Source organism: Kocuria sp. WN036 (assembly GCF_002287015.1).
Taxonomy (GTDB): Bacteria; Actinomycetota; Actinomycetes; order Actinomycetales; family Micrococcaceae; genus Kocuria; species Kocuria rosea.
The window spans coordinates 1-17,856 of sequence record NZ_NSKF01000044.1 but is presented as its reverse complement, the minus strand read 5'-3'; the positions used below and the strand labels follow the sequence as shown (position 1 = coordinate 17,856).

The 17,856-nt window shown below is 74.3% G+C and carries 18 protein-coding genes, 1 pseudogene and 1 riboswitch; of the genes and pseudogenes, 11 read left to right on the top strand and 8 right to left on the bottom strand.

Translation table 11 applies throughout. The features are described from left to right. The 3 genes from CK505_RS17275 to CK505_RS17265 form a co-directional block, all read right to left on the bottom strand. Positions 1 to 474 (bottom strand): biotin/lipoyl-containing protein (locus tag CK505_RS17275; RefSeq protein ID WP_303621215.1); only part of this gene is annotated, 474 nt, incomplete at its 3' end. A gap of 2 nt (positions 475 to 476) precedes the next feature. Then, positions 477 to 1,526 (bottom strand): alpha-ketoacid dehydrogenase subunit beta, encoded by a 1,050-nt coding sequence (locus CK505_RS17270; RefSeq protein WP_095651847.1) that lies wholly within the window; start codon positions 1,524 to 1,526, stop codon positions 477 to 479. Further along, positions 1,523 to 2,698: a thiamine pyrophosphate-dependent enzyme gene (locus CK505_RS17265; RefSeq protein ID WP_017834840.1), complete on the bottom strand. Its 1,176-nt coding sequence runs from the start codon at positions 2,696 to 2,698 to the stop codon at positions 1,523 to 1,525. Before CK505_RS17265 ends, CK505_RS17270 begins: the two co-directional genes overlap by 4 nt. Positions 2,699 to 2,939: 241 nt before the next feature. Between CK505_RS17265 and CK505_RS17260 the strand changes: the two genes are divergently transcribed. The 3 genes from CK505_RS17260 (at position 2,940) to CK505_RS17250 (ending at position 6,188) form a co-directional block, all read left to right on the top strand. After that, positions 2,940 to 3,392, top strand: coding sequence for an Lrp/AsnC family transcriptional regulator (locus tag CK505_RS17260; protein WP_017834841.1), 453 nt, complete (start codon positions 2,940 to 2,942; stop codon positions 3,390 to 3,392). Between the two features lie 112 nt (positions 3,393 to 3,504). Beyond that, a riboswitch (SAM riboswitch) is annotated at positions 3,505 to 3,626 on the top strand. Between the two features lie 37 nt (positions 3,627 to 3,663). Beyond that, on the top strand, positions 3,664 to 4,992 hold the full coding sequence (locus CK505_RS17255; RefSeq protein WP_095651846.1) for an O-acetylhomoserine aminocarboxypropyltransferase/cysteine synthase family protein: 1,329 nt from the start codon (positions 3,664 to 3,666) through the stop codon (positions 4,990 to 4,992). 8 nt (positions 4,993 to 5,000) lie between these two features. Continuing rightward, on the top strand, positions 5,001 to 6,188 hold the full coding sequence (locus tag CK505_RS17250; protein WP_095651845.1) for a cystathionine gamma-synthase: 1,188 nt from the start codon (positions 5,001 to 5,003) through the stop codon (positions 6,186 to 6,188). A gap of 53 nt (positions 6,189 to 6,241) precedes the next feature. Here the strand turns inward: CK505_RS17250 and CK505_RS17245 are convergent, their stop codons facing one another. Beyond that, complete coding sequence (locus tag CK505_RS17245) at positions 6,242 to 7,369, bottom strand: tellurite resistance/C4-dicarboxylate transporter family protein (RefSeq protein ID WP_232035199.1); 1,128 nt, start codon at positions 7,367 to 7,369, stop codon at positions 6,242 to 6,244. An 87-nt stretch (positions 7,370 to 7,456) separates the two neighbouring features. Between CK505_RS17245 and CK505_RS17240 the strand changes: the two genes are divergently transcribed. Continuing rightward, positions 7,457 to 8,356 carry a sulfurtransferase gene (locus CK505_RS17240; RefSeq protein WP_095651843.1) on the top strand — a complete coding sequence of 300 codons (900 nt, stop codon included), beginning with the start codon at positions 7,457 to 7,459 and terminating at the stop codon, positions 8,354 to 8,356. On the opposite strand, the gene CK505_RS17235 is transcribed toward CK505_RS17240, so the two are convergent. The 3 genes from CK505_RS17235 to CK505_RS17225 form a co-directional block, all read right to left on the bottom strand. Further along, the gene (locus tag CK505_RS17235) at positions 8,322 to 9,902 is read right to left on the bottom strand and encodes an SDR family oxidoreductase (RefSeq protein WP_095651842.1); all 1,581 of its coding nucleotides are present in this window, start codon (positions 9,900 to 9,902) and stop codon (positions 8,322 to 8,324) included. The two genes, CK505_RS17240 and CK505_RS17235, sit on opposite strands and share 35 nt — an antisense overlap. A gap of 131 nt (positions 9,903 to 10,033) precedes the next feature. After that, positions 10,034 to 11,149 (bottom strand): acyl-CoA desaturase, encoded by a 1,116-nt coding sequence (locus tag CK505_RS17230; protein WP_017834847.1) that lies wholly within the window; start codon positions 11,147 to 11,149, stop codon positions 10,034 to 10,036. Between the two features lie 53 nt (positions 11,150 to 11,202). Then, positions 11,203 to 12,255, bottom strand: a complete 1,053-nt coding sequence (locus CK505_RS17225) for a ferredoxin reductase (protein WP_035923198.1) — start codon at positions 12,253 to 12,255, stop codon at positions 11,203 to 11,205. 103 nt (positions 12,256 to 12,358) lie between these two features. Here CK505_RS17225 and CK505_RS17220 point away from each other — a divergent pair, with 103 nt between their 5' ends. Then, entirely contained in the window at positions 12,359 to 13,567 is a 1,209-nt protein-coding gene (locus CK505_RS17220; RefSeq protein ID WP_229588109.1) for a CdaR family transcriptional regulator, read from the top strand. Positions 13,568 to 13,586: 19 nt separating this feature from the next. Here CK505_RS17220 and CK505_RS17215 read toward each other — a convergent pair whose 3' ends face one another. Next, entirely contained in the window at positions 13,587 to 14,402 is an 816-nt protein-coding gene (locus tag CK505_RS17215; RefSeq protein ID WP_095651841.1) for a 1-acyl-sn-glycerol-3-phosphate acyltransferase, read from the bottom strand. Positions 14,403 to 14,650: 248 nt separating this feature from the next. Between CK505_RS17215 and CK505_RS17210 the strand changes: the two genes are divergently transcribed. From CK505_RS17210 to CK505_RS17185, 6 genes and pseudogenes are all read left to right on the top strand, one after another. Next, a complete protein-coding gene (locus CK505_RS17210; protein ID WP_017834851.1) occupies positions 14,651 to 15,049 on the top strand; it encodes a DUF4870 domain-containing protein in 399 nt (132 codons plus the stop codon). Between the two features lie 165 nt (positions 15,050 to 15,214). Continuing rightward, positions 15,215 to 15,499, top strand: a complete 285-nt coding sequence (locus CK505_RS17205) for a hypothetical protein (RefSeq protein WP_052132646.1) — start codon at positions 15,215 to 15,217, stop codon at positions 15,497 to 15,499. A gap of 39 nt (positions 15,500 to 15,538) precedes the next feature. Continuing rightward, the gene (locus CK505_RS17200; protein ID WP_095651840.1) at positions 15,539 to 16,111 is read left to right on the top strand and encodes a hypothetical protein; all 573 of its coding nucleotides are present in this window, start codon (positions 15,539 to 15,541) and stop codon (positions 16,109 to 16,111) included. A 35-nt stretch (positions 16,112 to 16,146) separates the two neighbouring features. Continuing rightward, the gene (locus CK505_RS17195) at positions 16,147 to 16,719 is read left to right on the top strand and encodes a hypothetical protein (RefSeq protein WP_095651839.1); all 573 of its coding nucleotides are present in this window, start codon (positions 16,147 to 16,149) and stop codon (positions 16,717 to 16,719) included. 87 nt (positions 16,720 to 16,806) lie between these two features. After that, a complete protein-coding gene (locus CK505_RS17190; RefSeq protein ID WP_035923187.1) occupies positions 16,807 to 17,211 on the top strand; it encodes a hypothetical protein in 405 nt (134 codons plus the stop codon). Further along, positions 17,208 to 17,856: pseudogene (locus CK505_RS17185) on the top strand (hypothetical protein); the annotation flags it as partial. The gene CK505_RS17190 and the pseudogene CK505_RS17185, both read left to right, overlap by 4 nt.

Here is a 17,856-nt window from a genome sequence, read left to right as displayed (position 1 = left end):
GGCCGGGCCGGTGGCACCGGCCCGCTTCGGCCGGCGCCGGCGTCCGGCCGTGCCGCCGGCGGGCGTGCCGTAGCCGATGAGCACGCTGCCCGACCCGGCGTCGTCGTCGGAGGCCGCGGCGACCGCGGAGGCCTCGGCGGCCGCCGCGGGGTCCGCCCCGGCACGCTCCTCCTCCCGGTAGGACTGCCCGCCCTTCGGGCCGCCGCCCTGCGGGGCGGGCGTCCCGGCCCGGTCCCCGGTGTCGACGGAGATCAGCGGCGCGCCGACGTCGAGGGTCTGCCCCGAGGCGCCGTGCAGCTGGTGCACGGTCCCGGCGAAGGGGCAGGGCACCTCCACGGCGGACTTGGCGGTCTCCACCTCGGCGATCGGCTGGTCCACGGCGACGGTGTCGCCCACCTGGACGAGCCAGCTCACGAGCTCGGCCTCGGTCAGTCCCTCGCCGAGATCCGGCAGGGTGAACGTCTTCACGGTCATGGTCAGTCCTCCCACTGCAGGTCGTCCACGGCGTCGAGGATGCGGTCGACGCTGGGCAGGTAGTGCTCCTCGAGCTTGGGCGCCGGGTACGGGATGTCGAACCCGGTCACGCGGCGCACGGGCGCGGCCAGGGAGTGGAAGCAGCGCTCCTGGACGCGGGCCACGATTTCGGCGGCCACGGACGCGAAGCCCGGCGCCTCGGCCACGACCACCACGCGCCCGGTCTTCCGCACCGACGCGGCGACCGTCTCGTCGTCGAACGGGACGATGCTGCGCAGGTCCACGACCTCGAGCGAGCGTCCCTCGGCGGCGGCGGCCGCGGCGGCCGCCACGGCGGTCGGCACGGACGGCCCGTAGGCCAGCAGCGTGGCGTCCTCGCCGGCGCGGGCGACGACGGCGCGGCCCTCCCGGCGCTCGGGCGCCCCGTTCTCGTAGCGGTCCCTCAGCTCGGCCAGGTCCACGGGGGCCTTGGACCAGTAGAGCTTCTTGGGCTCGAAGAACACGACGGGGTCGTCCGAGTCGATCGCCTCGCGCAGCATGACGTAGGCGTCCTCGACCGTGGCGGGGGTGAACACCTTCAGGCCCGGGGTGTGGGCGTAGTAGGCCTCGGAGGAGTCGCAGTGGTGCTCCACGCCGCCGATGCCGCCGGCGTAGGGGATCCGGATGACGATCGGCAGGCGCACGGCGCCGCGGGTGCGGTTGTGCATCTTCGCGATGTGCGAGGCGACCTGCTCGAAGGCAGGGTAGGCGAAGGCGTCGAACTGCATCTCGATGACGGGGCGCATCCGGTTCATCGCCATGCCCACGGCCATGCCGGCGATCCCGGACTCGGCCAGCGGGGTGTCGAAGCACCGGGTGCGGCCGAAGCGCTTCGTCAGCCCGTCGGTGATGCGGAAGACGCCGCCGAGGGTGCCGACGTCCTCGCCGAAGACGACGACGGCGGGGTCGGCGGCCAGCGCGTCGGCCAGGGCGGTGTTGAGCGCCTGGGCGAAGGTGGCGGGCTTGACCGCCGGGGCCTCGCCGGCCGGGGCGGGGGCGTGCAGGGTGCTCACTGTCCGGTCTCCTCTCGGGCGAGCTCGGCGGCCAGGAACTGCTCCTGCTCGGCGAGCTGCGGGGTCTGCTCGGTGTAGACGTGGCGGAACAGCTCGAGCGGGTCGATCTCCACGTCGGCGTTCATGCCGTCGCGCAGGGCCGTGGCGACGTCCTCGGCGGCGGCGGCGATGCGCTGCTCCGCCGCGTCGTCGAGCACGCCCTCGGCGCCGAGGTAGGCGCGCATCCGGGTCACCGGGTCCTTGGCGATCCACTCCTGCACCTCGGCGTCGTCCCGGTAGCGGGTGGCGTCGTCGGCGTTGGTGTGCGCCTGCATGCGGTAGGTGTGCGCCTCCACGAGGAGGGGCTCGGACTCGGAGCGGGCCAGGTCCACGGCGCGCCGCAGGGTGGCGAGCAGCGCCACGAGGTCGTTGCCGTCCACGCGCTCGCCGGCCATGCCGTAGCCGACCGCCTTGTGGGCGAGGCTCGGGGCCGCGGACTGCTGGGACAGGGGCACGGAGATCGCGTAGCCGTTGTTCTGCACGAAGAACACGACCGGCAGCTTGAACACGGCCGCGAAGTTCAGGGCCTCGTGGAAGTCGCCCTCGCTGGTGGCGCCGTCCCCGCACATCGCCAGGACCACGGTGTCCTCGCCGCGCAGCTTGGCGGCGTGGGCCACGCCCACCGCGTGCAGCAGCTGGGTGGTGAGCGGGGTCGACTGGATGCCCACGTGGTGCTCGTGCGGGTCGTAGCCGCTGTGCCACTCGCCGCGGAAGATCGCCATGACCTGCATCGGGTCCACGCCCTTGGTCATGACCGCCACGGTGTCCCGGTAGGTGGGGAACAGCCAGTCGCCCTCCTCGAGGCACAGGGCGGCCGCCACCTGGCAGGCCTCCTGGCCGTGGCTGGACGGGTAGACGGCCATCCGGCCCTGGCGGACCAGCGCGGAGTTCTGGTCGTTGACCCGCCGCCCGACCACCAGCTTCTCGTAGGCGCCCAGCAGGACGTCCGGCGCCGGCAGCGGGTACTCGTGGCCGGGGCCGGTGCCCTGCTCCTCGGGGGCGAGCAGCCGCCCGCTCGGGTCGACCATGCGGATCTCGCCGCGGGCCGGGAGCATGTACTGCTCCGGTGTGATGCCGAAGCTCTGGGAGGCCCGGAGGATCGGGTCCTCGGGGGTCTCGACGGTCTGGCTCATGGTGTCCCCTCGGTCGGTCCCCGGTGCGGCCGCGGTCCGGGGAGGGCAGGAAGGTGGTGCGGCTCTGTCTCCCCAGTATGGGAACCGGGCATGGTTCGTATCCACAGAGCGGGGAAAATGCAGAAGTCTGAGACGGACAGTGCACTGCGCGTGGACGAAATGTTCTAGTGTGGCGTGGAGCACACGCATTCGTCCGACACGTTCCGGGCCCCGCGCCCGACCCGCCCCGAAGGAGCCCGCCGTGCCCTCGACCCCCGTGCCGCTGGACGAGACCGACCGGAAGATCCTCGCGGAGCTGTCCCGGGACGCGAGGCAGTCCGTGACGGCGATCGCCGCGGCCGTGCACGTCTCCCGCGCCCACGCCTACGCCCGGATCAACCGGCTCCGGGACGAGGGGGTGATCCTGCGCTTCAGCACCGTGATCGACCCGGTCCGGGCGGGCCTGCAGGCCTCCGCGTACGTGACGCTCAAGCTCCAGCAGAACACCTGGCGGGAGCTGTGCGCCCAGCTCCAGGCGATCCCCGCCGTGCACCACATCGCCCTGGTGGGCGGGAACTTCGACGTCATGCTCCTCGTGCGGGCCGTGGACACCGTGCACCTGCGGCAGGTGATCTTCGAGCACGTCCAGCAGCTGCCCGGCGTGGTGGACACCCAGACGTTCCTGATCTTCGAGGACATCGACACCCGGGCCTGACGCGAGGGCCCGCGCCGGGCCCGGCGCGCACGGCCGGCGTCACGAACCGTCACGGTCGTCATCTTCCGACGCGGAGGGACACCCACTACCTCTGCGCATAGTGTTGTTCCAGCTTCACGAGACGTGACCGCCAAGCTCCGACTTGGTCACGCACCAACCCCATGCTCATTGGGTGGTTCGGATGAGGAAGCGGCCTGCATCTTCCGCGGCGTGCCCACCGGGCCCGCGCGGATGACCGGTGCGGGTAAGAGCAAGGCACAGGAGCAGCGCCATGTCCATCCCCGTGACCGACCACGACCTCGCGACCCGGCAGATCCACGCCGGCACCCACGACCAGGTCGTCCAGCGCACCCTGACGGTGCCGATCTACCAGACCGCGGCCTTCGAGTTCCCGGACTACGAGGCGGCCCGGCAGATGTTCGCCCAGACCCGGGCGGGCTTCACCTACACGCGCACCGGCAACCCCACGGTGGCCGTGCTCGAGCAGCGGATCAGCGACCTCGAGGGCGGCGCGGGCGCCGTGGCGACCGGCTCGGGCCAGTCCGCCGTGGCCGTGGCGCTGCTGGCCCTGCTCGGCCAGGGCGCCGGGAAGCACCTCGTGGCCTCGGAGAAGCTCTACGGGGGCACGGTGGACCTGCTCACCGACTCCTTCGCGGACTACGGCATCGAGGTCTCCTTCGTGGACCCCACCGCCCCGGGGGCGTGGGCGGCGGCCGTGCGCCCCGACACCCGCGCGTTCCTGCTCGAGTCCATCGGCAACCCGCTGGCCACCCTCCCGGACCTGCCCGGGATCGCCGACGTCGCCCGGGCCGCCGGGGTGCCCGTCGTCGTCGACAACACCCTCGCGTCCCCGGCCCTGTACCGGCCGCTGGAGAAGGGCGCGGACATCGTGGTGCACTCGGCCACCAAGTTCCTGGGCGGGCACGGCAACGCGCTCGCCGGGGCGGTCGTGGACGGCGGGACCTTCGACTGGTCCGCCCGGCCGGACAAGTGGCCGCAGTTCACCCAGGCCCGCGCCCGCTGGGGCGGACTCAGCCTCGTCGACAAGTGCGCCGCGGCCAGCCCCTACCTGCACCTGGTCCGGGCGAAGTACGTGCACGACCTCGGCACCACGCTCTCCCCGTTCAACGCCAGCCAGATCCTGCAGGGCACCGAGACCCTCGACCTGCGCGTGGCCCGCCACACGGCCTCGGCGCTGGCGGTGGCCGAGTTCCTGGCCGGGCACCCCGCCGTCGCCCGCGTCCACCACCCCGGCGTGCCCGGGGACCCCGGCGCCGGGATCGCGGCCCGGGACTTCCCGCGCGGGACCGGCTCCGTGTTCTCCTTCGACCTCGCCGCCCCGGACGGCGCCGTGGGCCCGTTCATCGACGCGCTCCGGCTGTTCAAGCTGGTCGCCAACATCGGGGACACCCGCAGCCTCGTGGCCCACCCGGCGGCCATGACGCACTGCCGCCTGACCCCCGAGCAGCGCCGGGCCGGCGGGATCGCCGAGACCACGATCCGGCTCTCGATCGGCCTCGAGTCCCCCCAGGACCTCGTGGCCGACCTCGGCCAGGCCCTCGACACCGTCGTCACCACCGTCCAGACCACCCGGAAGTGAGCCCCGCCATGACGTCCCCCACCGAGACCCGCACCCGCCACCGGGGCTTCACGACCACCGCCGTCCACGCCGGCCAGGAGCCCGACCCGCTGACCGGGGCGGTCATCCCGCCGATCTACCAGACCTCCACGTTCGCCCAGGACGGGATCAACGTGCTGCGCGCCGGGCACGAGTACAGCCGCGGCTCCAACCCCACCCGCAGCGGCTTCGAGGAGCAGCTCGCGGCCCTGGAGCGCGGCGAGCGGGGGTTCGCGTTCGCCTCGGGGATCGCGGCCGAGGACGCCCTGCTGCGCGCCGTGCTGCGCCCGGGCGACCACATCGTGCTCGGCGCCGACGGCTACGGCGGCACCAACCGGCTGATCACCCGGGTCCTCGCCCCGTGGGACATCGGGCACACGCCCGTGGAGATCACGGACCTCGACGCCGTCCGGGCGGCCGTGCGCCCCGGCGCCACGAAGGTGCTGTGGCTCGAGACGCCGTCCAACCCGCTGCTCGGCATCGCCGACGTCGCGGCGTGGGCGCAGCTGGCCCGGGACGCCGGGGCGCTGCTCGTCGTCGACAACACCTTCGCGTCCCCGTACCTGCAGACCCCCCTCGAGCTCGGCGCGCACGCCGTGGTGCACTCCACCACGAAGTACATCGGGGGGCACTCCGACGTGCTCGGCGGCGCCGTGGTCGTGGGCGCGGCCCAGTGGCGCGGGGCCCCGCTCGCCGAGGCGGTCGGCTTCCAGCAGTTCGCCGCCGGCGCCGTGGCGGGCCCCCAGGACAGCTACCTGGCCGCCCGCGGGCTCAAGACCCTGAGCCTGCGGATGGAGCGCCACCAGGACAACGCGCAGCGGATCGCCGAGTGGCTCCTGGAGCGCCCCGAGGTCGCGCAGGTGCTCTACCCCGGGCTGCCCGGGCACCCCGGCCACGCGCTCGCCGCCGCGCAGATGCGCGGGTTCGGCGGCATGGTCTCCTTCCGGCTGACCGGCGGGGAGGCCGCGGCCCGTGCGGTGGCGGAGGGCACCCGGCTGTACTCGCTGTCGGTGAGCCTGGGCGGGGTGGAGTCCCTGATCTGCTACCCCTCGGAGATGACGCACGCCTCCGTGAAGGGCACCGTGCTGGCCGTGCCCGTGGACCTGGTGCGGCTCTCGGTGGGCATCGAGGACGTCGAGGACCAGTTGGAGGACCTCGAGCGCGCGCTCACCGCCTGACCGGTCCTTTCCGCCCGGTCGGCTGCGCCGCCGGCGCCGCCGGTTCCGCCGGGTCAGCGGGCGGCGCCCGGTCCGCCCCCTGGGTCCGGCCTGACGGATGCGTCCGGCTCCGGCCAGGCCGGAGCCGGATCCTCCCGGCCGAGGAGCAGCCGGCGGACCAGGTGCACGAGCATGGCAGTGAACACCATCGCCCAGGCGCTCAGGGCCACCCACAGCCAGACGGCCCCGACCAGACCCACGATCGGCAGGTCGTCCGCGCGGCCCAGATAGATGCTGGCCACGGCGTACATCCCCAGCGGGAAGACCACACTCCACAGCGAGGACTCGTAGCGCAGCGGCACCCGGTGCACGCGGTGGCGCCACCACCCGGCCGCCACCAGGGCCGGGATCAACCAGGTGGCGAAGGCCCAGAAGACCAGGCCCAGACCCGCCACGAGCCCGCGGACCACGGCGACCATCGGGGTGTCGGACATCTCCACGATCCGGGAGGCCGCCAGCACGGTGATGGCGCACGCGCCCATCGCCACCCAGTACGGCGGGGTCAGGTCGACCGGCCGCAGCGGATAGAGCATCATGCGCAGCGTCACGAGCACGCCCGCCGCGGCGTAGAGGAACAGCCCCACGGACCAGCCGGCGACCGCGACGACGGAGAGCACGTGCCGCCAGGCGTCGCTGCCCACCACCGGGTCCAGGGCCGCGGCGGCCACGGCCACGGACTGGCTGGCCACCACCCAGATGAACCAGGTCCCGTTGGCGGTGCTGACCACGGGGCGGGTGCGCCGGGAGAGCACCGCGCTCCACGGGACCACGTAGCCGAGGCCCAGCCATACCGCCCCCGCGAGTCCTAGGAGCGCGGCCGTGGCCCCGTGCCAGCCCGTCGTCGCGAGCCGGGACGCCAGCACGTTCGTGCCGGCCACGAAGGTGAAGAAGCCGAACGCGCGGCGAGGGTCGAGGAACTCCACGACGAACTCTCGCCGGAAGACGGCGAACCGCCAGACGGTGAGCAGGCACAGCGCCGCCCAGCTGCCCGCGCACACCGCGAGCAGGGCCGTGGACAGCGCGGCGAAGCCCTGCATCTGCAGGCCCACCGAGAGGATGCCGCTGGCCATGACGAGGGCGAAGTAACCGGGCGCCAGGCCGCGGACGCCGCCGAGGACACGTTGTCGGAGCGATTCGGCCACCTGCCCAGGCTACCGGGGCCCCGCCCGCGGCCCCGCCCCGTGCGGCTGCCGGGACGGTACTGCCCCGGCGGAACTAGCCTTGGACGCATGAGCACCGGCACCCGGAACGACGACATCAGCGCATCGCTCGAGCTCCCCGGGCCCGTGGTGAGCACCCACTGGCTGGCCGAGCACCTCCAGGACCCCCGGCTGGTGCTCGTGGACGCGAGCTCCACGCTCAACCGGACCGACGAGGCCCTCCCCGGGGCGGTGCTCCTGGACCTGGACGGGGCCTTCTCGGACCCGTCCTCGGACCTGCCGCACACGGCGCCCCCGGCGGAGCAGCTGAGCGCGGCGGCCCGGGCGCTCGGCATCTCGCGCACGAGCACGGTCGTGGCCTACGACGCCAAGGGCGTCTTCGCGTCCGCCCGCGTCTGGTGGCTGCTCCGGACCGCGGGCTTCGACCGGGTCGCCGTCCTCGACGGCGGCCTCCCGGCGTGGGCCGCGGAGGGCCGGCCCACGGGGGCGCACGCCGCGCCGCCGGCCGAGCCCGGCGACGTGGAGCTCGTGCCCCGTCCGGGCGGCTTCGTCGGGGCGGAGGACGTCGCCCGCGCCCTGGCCGACCCGGGCGCCACCGTCCTGGACGCCCGCTCCGCCGGCCGGTTCGCGGGCACCGAGCCCGAGCCGCGGCCGGGCCTGCGCCCCGGGCACATGCCGGGGGCGGTCAGCCTGCCCTACACCGACCTGCAGGACGGGCAGGGGCGGCTGCTGCCGCTGCCGCAGCTGCGGGAGCGGATCGCGGCGGCCGCGCCCGAGGGGCGGCGGATCGTCACCAGCTGCGGCTCGGGCCTCACGGCGTGCGTCCTGGCGCTCGGCGCCCACCTCGCCGGCCGCGAGGACGTGACGGTCTACGACGGCTCCTGGAGCGAGTGGGGCCGCCCCGGTCCCCGGCCCGTGGCGGGCCCCGAGGGGCTCAGCCGCGGGCCGGGGTCTCCCCGGCAGGACTGATCCGCGCCGCGGCCTCGTCGGCCTGGTCTGCCTGGTCTGCCTGGTCCGACTGTCCCGGGGCGCCGGGGGCTGGGTCGTCCAGCGCGGCGGCGGTGGCGAGGATGTTGCGGGCCATGGACGGGAAGATGAAGCCGTGGAAGGGCCACACGCCCCACCAGTAGAGCCGGCCCGGCAGGCCCCGGGGGAAGAAGATGGCCCGCTGCGTGTACCGGCTGCCCTCGCCCTCGGGCTCCACGGACAGCTCGAGCCACGCCCGGCCCGGGGCGCGCATCTCGGCGTGCAGGAGCAGCTTGTGCCCCTCCTCCATGGCCTCGACGCGCCACCAGTCCACGTACTCGCCCACCTGCAGGTCCGTGGCGTCGCGGCGGCCGCGGTTCAGGCCGGCCCCGCCCACGAGCTTGTCCATGACGCCGCGGACCTGCCACGCCAGGGGCAGCGAGTACCAGCCGTTGCGCCCGCCGATGGACTCGACGACCCGCCACACCTGCTCGGGCCGCGCCGGGCCCGTGCGGCTGCGCTCGTCCACGAACACGGTGCGCCCTGCCCAGTCCGGGTCCGAGGGCAGCGGGTCCGCGGCCGCCTCGGAGGAGCTGTAGTGGACGTCCCACGTGGTCTCCACGGAGTTGTCCTCGATCTTCTTCAGCGCGAGCGCCACGGCGCGGCGGTAGCCGGCCAGCCCCTCGGGGGGCGGCGGGATGTGGTCGTCGATGTCGTGCTCGCCCGACACGGCGTCGTGCTGCAGCGACTGCACGAGCGGCACGGCCAGGCCCAGGGGGATCGGCGTGACCATGCCCACCCAGAACCCGGACAGCCGGGGCGCGGGGAGGGGGAAGTGGAAGACCACCCGCCGGCGCAGCCCGGCCACCCGGGCGTAGCGGCGCATGGCGTCCGCGTAGGTCATGACGTCGCGGGAGCCGATGTCGAAGGTGCGGTTGAGGCCCTCCGACAGGTCCATGGCGTGGATCAGGTAGTACAGCACGTCACGGACGGCGATGGGCTCGATGCTGTTGGTCACCCAGGACGGCGCCGGCATGATCGGGAGGGTGTCGCCGAGGTGGCGGATCATCTCGAAGGACGCCGAGCCGGAGCCGATGACCACGCCGGCCTGGAAGACCACCGCCGGGACCGAGCTCGCGAGCAGGATCTCGCCCACCCGGACCCGGGAGCGCATGTGCTGGGACAGCTCCACGCCCTGGGGGTGCAGCCCCGAGAGGTAGACGATGCGCCGCACCCCGGCCCGCTCCGCGGCCCGGGCCACGGTCCGGGCCATCTCGGCCTCCTCCTCCTCGAACTCCCGGGAACCGCCCATGGAGTGCACCAGGTAGTAGAGGGTGTGCACGTCCTGGCACGCGGCGGTCATCCCGTCGAGGTCGTTGAGGTCCGTCTCGGCGACCTCCACCCGGTCCCGCCACGGCACAGCGCGCAGCTTGCCGGGGGACCGGACGGCGACGCGCACGGTGTGCCCGGCCTCCAGCATCCTGGGCGCCAGGCGCCCTCCGATGTAACCGGTGGCACCGGTGATGAGGACGCGCTGGGGAGAGCTCATGGCCTGCCTTTCGTGCGGGTCCCGCGAGCCTACCAACGCCGCCCGACAGGAGCCCGGCCCGGTCCCGGCACGCGGAACGGCCGCGTGCCGGAGCATCGCGGCCGTTCGGCCCGTCGTCGTGCGGGGACGGATCAGGGCAGGGCCAGGCGGAACACCTTCGCCCACGCGGAGGCGACCTGCTTCGGCAGGGGCCCGGTGGTGTAGGGCAGCTCGTAGCGCTCGCAGATCTCGCGCACCTTGACGGCGACCTCGGCGTAGCGGTTCGAGGGCAGGTCCGGGAACAGGTGGTGCTCGATCTGGAAGGACAGGTTGCCGGTCATGAGGTGCATCAGCCTCGACCCGGAGATGTTGGCCGAGCCGATCATCTGCCGCACGTACCAGTCGCCGCGGGTCTCGCCCTCGATCTGCTCCTCGGTGAACGTGTCCGCCCCGGCGGGGAAGTGGCCGCAGAAGATCACGGCGTGCGCCCAGACGTTGCGGACGGCGTTGGCGGTCAGGGTCGCGGTCAGGGCCTGCTTCCCGGAGCCGGCCAGGGCCGCGGCGGCGGGGGTGGCCACGTAGTCCTTCGCGGCCTGCTTCAGGAACTTCGCCCCGAGGGCCTTCAGGCTGCGCCGGAGCTCCGACTTCGGCTTGCGGCCCTCGCGGTACTCGTCGAGCTCGAGGTCGTAGATCGCGATCCCCCACTCGAAGACCGGGGCGAGCAGCGCGTTGTACACCGGGTTGCCGAGGTTCCAGGGCTTCCACTCCTGGTCCTCGTCCATGCGCAGGATGGTGTACCCGACGTCCCGGTCCTTGCCGACCACGTTGGTCCAGGTGTGGTGCAGGTCGTTGTGGGTGTGCTGCCACGCCCGGGACGGGGTCACGAAGTCCCACTCCCAGGTGGTGGAGTGGATGTCGGGATCGCGCATCCAGTCCCACTGCCCGTGCAGCACGTTGTGCCCGATCTCCATGTTCTCCAGGATCTTGGCGACGGTCAGCATGCCGGTGCCGGCGAACCAGGCGGGCTTGTGCTTGGCGAACAGCAGCGTGGCGCGCCCGGCCAGCTCGAGGGAGCGCTGCGTGGCGATGACGCGGCGGATGTAGGCCGCGTCCTTCGCCCCGCGGGTGGCGATCACGGACTCCCGGAGGGCGTCGAGCTCGCGGCCCAGCTCCTCGACCTGCTCGTCGGAGAGGTGCGCGGCGGCGGAGGGCTTGGCCGACTCGGTGGGGCGGCCCGAGTCGAGCAGGAAGGGGGTGACGATCGTCATGGTGTCGGTCCTTTCGGAACGGGGTCGGGGAACGAGTGCTGGAAGCTTCGGGGTCAGGCGTCGAGGCTGACGGGACCGGCGGCCGTGGACACGCAGGTCTGGACGAGGTGGCCGGGCTCGCCGTGGACCTCGCCGGTGCGGGTGTCACGGACCTGCCCGGAGAGCAGCGGGGTCACGCACGCGTGGCAGATGCCCATGCGGCAGCCGCTGCGCATCATCAGACCGGCGTCCTCGCCGGCGGCCAGGAGGGTCGTGGCGCTGTCGGCCTCGACCTCCTTGTCGGACTTCTCGAAGGTCACGCGCCCGCCCTCCCCGCCGGAGCCGGGGGCGACCACGGCGGCGAAGCGCTCGACCCGCAGCTCGCCCTCCTCCCGCTGCCAGAGCGCCTCGGCGGCGTCGAGGAAGTCGGCGGGGCCGCACGCGTAGGCGGCGCGGTCGCGCCAGTCGGGGCACGCGGCGTCGAGGTCGGCGGTGGCCGCGAGGTCGAGGCGGCGGCCGCGCTCGCCGGTGAACCACTGGACCAGGCGGAAGCCGGGGAACTGGTCGGTGAGCTCCAGCAGCTCCTCGCGGAACAGGGACTCCTCCGGGGAGCGCGAGGAGTGCACGAGCACCAGGTCGGCGTCCGGGCGGCGGGGCACGAGGGTGCGGATCATGGACATGACCGGCGTCAGGCCGCTGCCGGCGGTGAGCATCAGCAGCGGGCGCGGGCTCTCGGGGAGGACGAAGTCGCCCTCGGGCGGGGCGAGGAACAGCACGTCACCGGGCCGGGTCCCCCGGACGAGGGCGGTGGAGACCTTGCCCATCGCCGTCACCGTGATCGCCGGGTCCTGGCCGGCGCCCGTGCTGAGGGAGTAGGAGCGCCAGTGCCGCACGCCGTCGATCTCCACGCCGATGCGGGCCCACTGGCCGGCCTCGTGCGCGTTCCAGCCGCGGCCGGGGCGGAAGCGGATCGTCACCGAGTCCGCGGTCTCGGGCACCACGGCGGTCACCAGGCCGCGTAGCTGGCGGGCGCTGGCCAGGGGGTCGATGAGCCGCAGGAAGTCCTCGGGGGAGCGGGGCGTGGTGAAGGCCGAGGCCAGGCGGGTGAACAGTCGCAGTTGGGGCACGTAATAACTGTGCCCCAAATCCGACGGCAGTTCTCGTCCCGTCGCGTACTCTTTCAGCAGAGAAATTGTGGTGTCGGAATGAAAGCGGGGGATCGTGGAGCGGGTGGACCACACGACGGAGCACGCGCAGCCGGGGCGGCGGGCGGACCGGGAGCTGCCGTGGACCTCCCTGCCGCCGGCGCTGACCCCCCTCCTGGTCCCGCACCTGCCCGCGGTGACGGAGGAGCTGCTGGACGCCGTGCGGCTCGACGTCCCGGTCTACGCCCGGCCGCTGGAGGGCCTGTTCGGCGACAGCATCCGGCGCGGGGTCGAGGTGGCCCTGACCCGGTTCCTGCAGCTGCCCGGCACCCAGCAGCCGGCGCTGATGGGGGACGACCGGCGGGTCTACGAGGGGCTCGGCCGCGGCGAGGTGCGCGAGGGCCGGCCGATGGACGCCCTCTTCGCGGCCTACCGCTCCGGGGCGCGCACCACGCTGCGCTCGCTCTCCCGCGTGGCCATGGACGCGGGGTTCGAGGCGTCCGTGCTGATCGGCCTCGCGGAGTCCGTGTTCGCCTACATCGAGGAGCTCTCCGCGGCCAGCGCCGAGGGCTATGCCATGGAGCAGTCCGAGCGTGCCGGGGAGCGGGACCGTCTGCTGGACGCGCTCGCGGACATGCTCGTCCGCGGCCACGTGGTGGAGGACGCGGTGCGCACGGCCGCCGCCGCCGCGGGGTGGCCGGTGCCCGACCGGGTGGTCGTGGTGACGCTGGCCGCCGACCGGCGGGTGGGGCTGCGCTCGCGCCTCGGGGAGCGGGCGCTGCTCACGTCCCGCCCCGGCGACGTGGTGGCGGTGGTCCCCGAGCCCTCCTCGCCGACCGGCCGCCGGGAGCTGGAGCGCGCGCTCACCGGCCGGGGAGCGGTGATCGGCCCGGGCCGGCCCTGGTACGCGGCCCCCGAGTCCCTGCGCCTGGCCGTGCTGACCCGGGATCTGCTGCAGCGGGAGGAACCGGCCGACGCCGGGCCGCTGTGGGTCTCGGAGCACCTCATGGAGCTCGTCCTGCACAGCGAGCGCAGTGTGGTCGCGGACCTCGCCGCGCAGTGCCTGGCCCCGCTGGACGAGCTCAAGGCCGGGCAGCGGGAGCGGCTGGTCGCGACCCTGCTGTGCTGGCTCGAGCACCACGGGCAGCGCGCGGCGATGGCCGCCGAGCTGAACATCCACGAGCAGACGGTGGGCTACCGGGTGAACCAGCTCCGGGAGGTCTTCGGGGACCGCCTCAACGACCCCAGGAGCCGGTTCCAGCTCGAGCTGGTGCTGCGCGCCGGCTTCCGCTGAGACGGTGCCCCGGCCGGGCTCAGCCGGTGCGCTTGTAGGCCTCCCGCTCCCGGGCGTCGGCGTCGATCTGCTCCTGGACCGTGATCGCGCTCCCGCCCCGGTGCGCCGGAATCCACCACGCACCCGGCTCCGGGGTCACGGGGTAGCTGTCGATGCACCGGTCGATCCCCTCCTGCAGCAGCGCGCGCAGCCGGGCGCTCGCGGCGCGGACGTCCTCGTCGGGGTCCACCCGCAGCACCGGGCCGACGTGCACGCGCACCGGCGTGCGCCACACGTCGCGCAGCCGGATCCTGCCGCGCCCGCGGGTGAGCATCCGGTGGCCGCCCCACACGGACACCGGGATGACGGGGGCGCCGGTCTCGGCGGCCATGCGCACGGCGCCGGTGCGCAGCGGGCGCACGGTCCAGCTGCGGCTGACCCCGCCCTCCGGGAACACCGCGAGGAACTCGCCGCGCGCCAGCTTGGCCACGGCCTCGGCGTAGGCCGGGGCGCCGTCGGCGCGGTCGACCACCACGTGGTCGCACAGCCGGCACACCGCCGTGACGAAGGCGCTGCCGGTGTGCTTGCGGGTGATGAGGAAGCGGGAGTGGGCCCGCAGCCGGCGCCAGACCACCAGCTGCGCGAAGACGAAGTCGAGGTAGCCGAAGTGGGTCACCGCCACGACGGCGCCCCGGCCGGGGCGGACCTCCCGGTGCAGGCCGCGCACCACCTGGTCGGTGGGCAGGTGCTCCTCGCCCGAGGCCAGCAGGGGCACGCGGAAGAGCTTCACCGCGGCGAGGCCGGCGAGCACGATGGCCCGGTAGGCGTACTTGTTGGGGCGCAGCTGCGGAGCCACGGGCCTCCCTCGGGAAGAGGCCCGCGGGGGCGGGCCGGGAACGGTCTGCCGAGAATCGTAGACCAGCGCGCGGCGCGACGCCGTCGTCGGTGCCGTGCGTGACGGCGGGGATCCGCCGCCGTCATGTGCGGTCTTCCCCCATACCGGGCGCGGGCCCGGCCCCGATACGCTGGCTGCACCGCGCCGGTCCGGCGTCCGCGGCACCGGGTGCCGCGACCGGTTCCGCCACTGCCCACCAGGAGAACCCCATGTCCTACCTTCCACCGTCAGCACCCCGTCCGCAGTACCGGGCGCAGGGGGACGACCGCACCATCGCGGTCCTCACCCACCTGTCCGGACTGATCGGCGCGCTGGTCTCCGTCGGGTGGCTCGGATTCGTGGGTCCCCTCGTCGTCTGGCTCGTCCACCGGGACAAGAACGCGTTCCTGCGCGCCACCTCCGCCGGGTCGTTCAACTTCAACCTGTCCATGTGGCTGCTCAACGTGGTGGCGTGGGTGTGCCTGTTCACCGTGATCCTGATCCCCGTGGCGATCGTGCTGTGGATCCTCGCCGCGGTGCTGCTCGTGGTGTGCCACGTCCTGGCCGTGCTCAAGGCCAACAAGGGCGAGGTGTACCGCTACCCGCTCCAGCTGCCGGTGCTGCAGTGACGTCCTTCCGGACTGGCCGGCGGCATCCTCCGGACGGTCCGGAACCATTCCTTCGGCCGATGGCCGCGGCCTCCCGGCTCTCGTAGATTCTGAGCCATCACCCGGGGAACCCGCCGGATGATGCACCCCCCCCCCACAGAAACCTCGGGAACACAGGAGCTCATCATGACCACCCCCCGCACCCCCTCCGTCCGCACGGTCCTGCCCGTCTCGGCCGCCGCCTCCATCGCCGTCCTCGGCCTCGTCCTCGGCGGTGTCGGCATCGCCTGGGTCGCCGGCTCCCTCGGCATCTCCGCCGCGTCCGCGAGCCAGATCGTGGCCGCGGTCGAGGCCGGCGGCTGGGCGCTGACCCTCGTGGCCGCGATGTTCGGCTTCGGCATCGGCGGCGCGGTCGTCGGCACCATCCGCTGGTACCTGTCCAAGAAGGCCCGCAGCCTGGCCATCGCCTGAGCCGCCGCCCGCTCCGCTGACGCTGCCTGGACCCCCGCCATGAAGACCGTGCCCACGGACCTCCGCACCGCTCCCCGCGACGCCCGCGCAGCGCGCCGCGCCCTCGGGTGGGCGGCGGCGGCCGCCACGGCGCTCTTCGTGGCGGGGTTCCTGGTGGGCTACGAGAGCATCTCCCGCGTCCCCGCGACCCTGCAGGACACGGCCGGCGCCGGTCAGGACCACGACGGGTCCTTCGGCGCCATCCTGGTCCGCAACCTCGGCGCCGCCGCCCTGCTCTACAGCGGCGTGCTCACCGGCGGCCTGCTCACGGGCACGTCCCTGGCACTGCTGTCGGTCTACGTGGGGGCCACGGCGAAGATCGGCGTGCTCAACGTCGGCGCCGCCGCGCTCGCCGGTGCGGCCGGGTGGTACGCGGGGCTCGAGTTCCTCGGCTGCCTCGTGGCCGCGGCCGCGGGCCTGCTCCCCCTCACCGCCGCCCTCACCGCCCGCCGGAACGGCCTGGTGCGCAGCTACCTCACGGCGCTGCCGGCCTCCCTCGGCGTCCTCGCCCTCGCCGCAACCCTCCTGCTCGCCGCCGCGGGGATCGAGGCGGCGCTCATCGCCCGGCGGTGAGCGCCGCCGTTCCCCCCGCTACCGGAAGGACCCCGATGTCCAGCCTCCACGTCTCCGCCCACCCCGGCGCCGGGACCCCTGCCCCCCGTCCGCTGCCGGCGACCACCCGGCCCGTCCGGACCGTCCTCTGGGCGGTGGGGCTCGGGCTGCTGCTGCTGCGGCTGCCGGCGACCACCGACCAGATGCAGGACCAGGCCGCGGCGGCCGTGACCGACGAGCTGCAGGGGGTCGACCCGTCCCTGATCGGGCTCTCGGTCAACGTCGCCGTGCTCGTCGGCGTCCTGGTCTTCGCCGTGGTCCTCGCCCTGTACCTCTGGTTCGCCGGGCTCCTCGAGAGCAGACTCCTCCCGCAGGGCCTGCCGCTCGGCGGCGGACAGCGGATCGGGCTCTACACGCTGGTGGTCGGCGGCCTCACGGTGCTGTCCCAGGGCTGGGCCCTGGCCACCGGGCGGATGGCGGAGGGACCCGTGGAGGCGGCCGCGGTGCTGGTCCTCGCCCTCGCCGCGGCGCTGCTCTACCGCGGCCGGTGGAGATCCTGCGGCGCCGGCCGCCAGGTGCTCGTGGTCGGCGTCGCCGTCGCGACCGCCGCGCTCGTCGCCATGGTGTGACCCGGCCACCGATCCCGCCGCCCCCCAGCCCGCCGCCGGCCCCGCCCCCACCGCTCATCAGATCCTCGACCACCAGGAGTGCCCACCGTGCCGACCCTCACCCAGAACCACGTCCGACTGGTCCTCGTCACCGTGGCCGTCCTGAGCGCCGCCGCCCTGACCGCGATCCTCCTCGAGGGCCGGGGCACCAGCACCGTCCCGGTCGGGCTGTGGTCCCTCCTCGTGGGCGGGCTGGCGGTCGCCGGGGTGCTCCTGCCGCTCGTGGCCGCCGCGACCCCGCTGTCCCGCCCGCGCTCCGTGGCACCGGCCGTGCTGCTGTTCCTGGCCATGACGGCCCACGCGACCTTCCTCGACGAGCAGCTGAGCGGGTTCCCCGTCGGCTGGCTGTGCACCATGGGCGTGGTCGTCGCCCTCGCGGGCACGGTCGTGCTCCTGTTCAACGCGCTCGGGCTGCGCCGGGAGCGGTCCGGGACGCGCAGCAGGCTCTCGTGACGACCAGCGCGACCGCGAGCCCCACGAGCGGGCCGGTGCGGCGGCGGCGGCCGGCCCCGCCGGCCCGCCGCCGTCTCCGGCTCCTGGCGGACCTGCGGATCGCGGACCTGCTGCAGGCGCTGGGCACGTCCGTGCCGGTGGAGACCGCCCGCCGCATCGTGGTCGGGGCCGCGGCAGGGGCCGTGCTCCTGGCGTTCGCGGCCGGGATCCTCGCGGCGCGCGCGGCCGCGGTGCTCGCGCCGGGCGCGGACGTGATCGGGCTCTTCGTGCTGCTCTGCGCCTACGCCGGGCTCGGCGCGCTCGCGGGCGAGACCCTCGGCCGGTTCCGCAGCTGCGTCAGCGACCACCCGCAGCGGGACTTCTTCGTGGGCCTCGACGTCCGGGCCGCGGACGTGTTCGTCGTCCACGCCCTCCCGCGCGTGGCCGTGGCGAGCGCCGTGTGGGGCGCCGCGGGCCTGGGAGTGCTCGCCGGGTCCGTCCTGGCCGGGCACGGGCCCGGGGCCGCGGGGACGGCGCTGCTGCTGGGGACGCCCGTGGCCTTCGGCGCGCTGACGGCCGCCGGGGCGCTGCGCTCCGCCGCCCGCCCCGAGAACGGGCGCCGGCACTTCCCCGCGGTGCTCGCGGCGGCGTCCGTCCTGGCCGGGG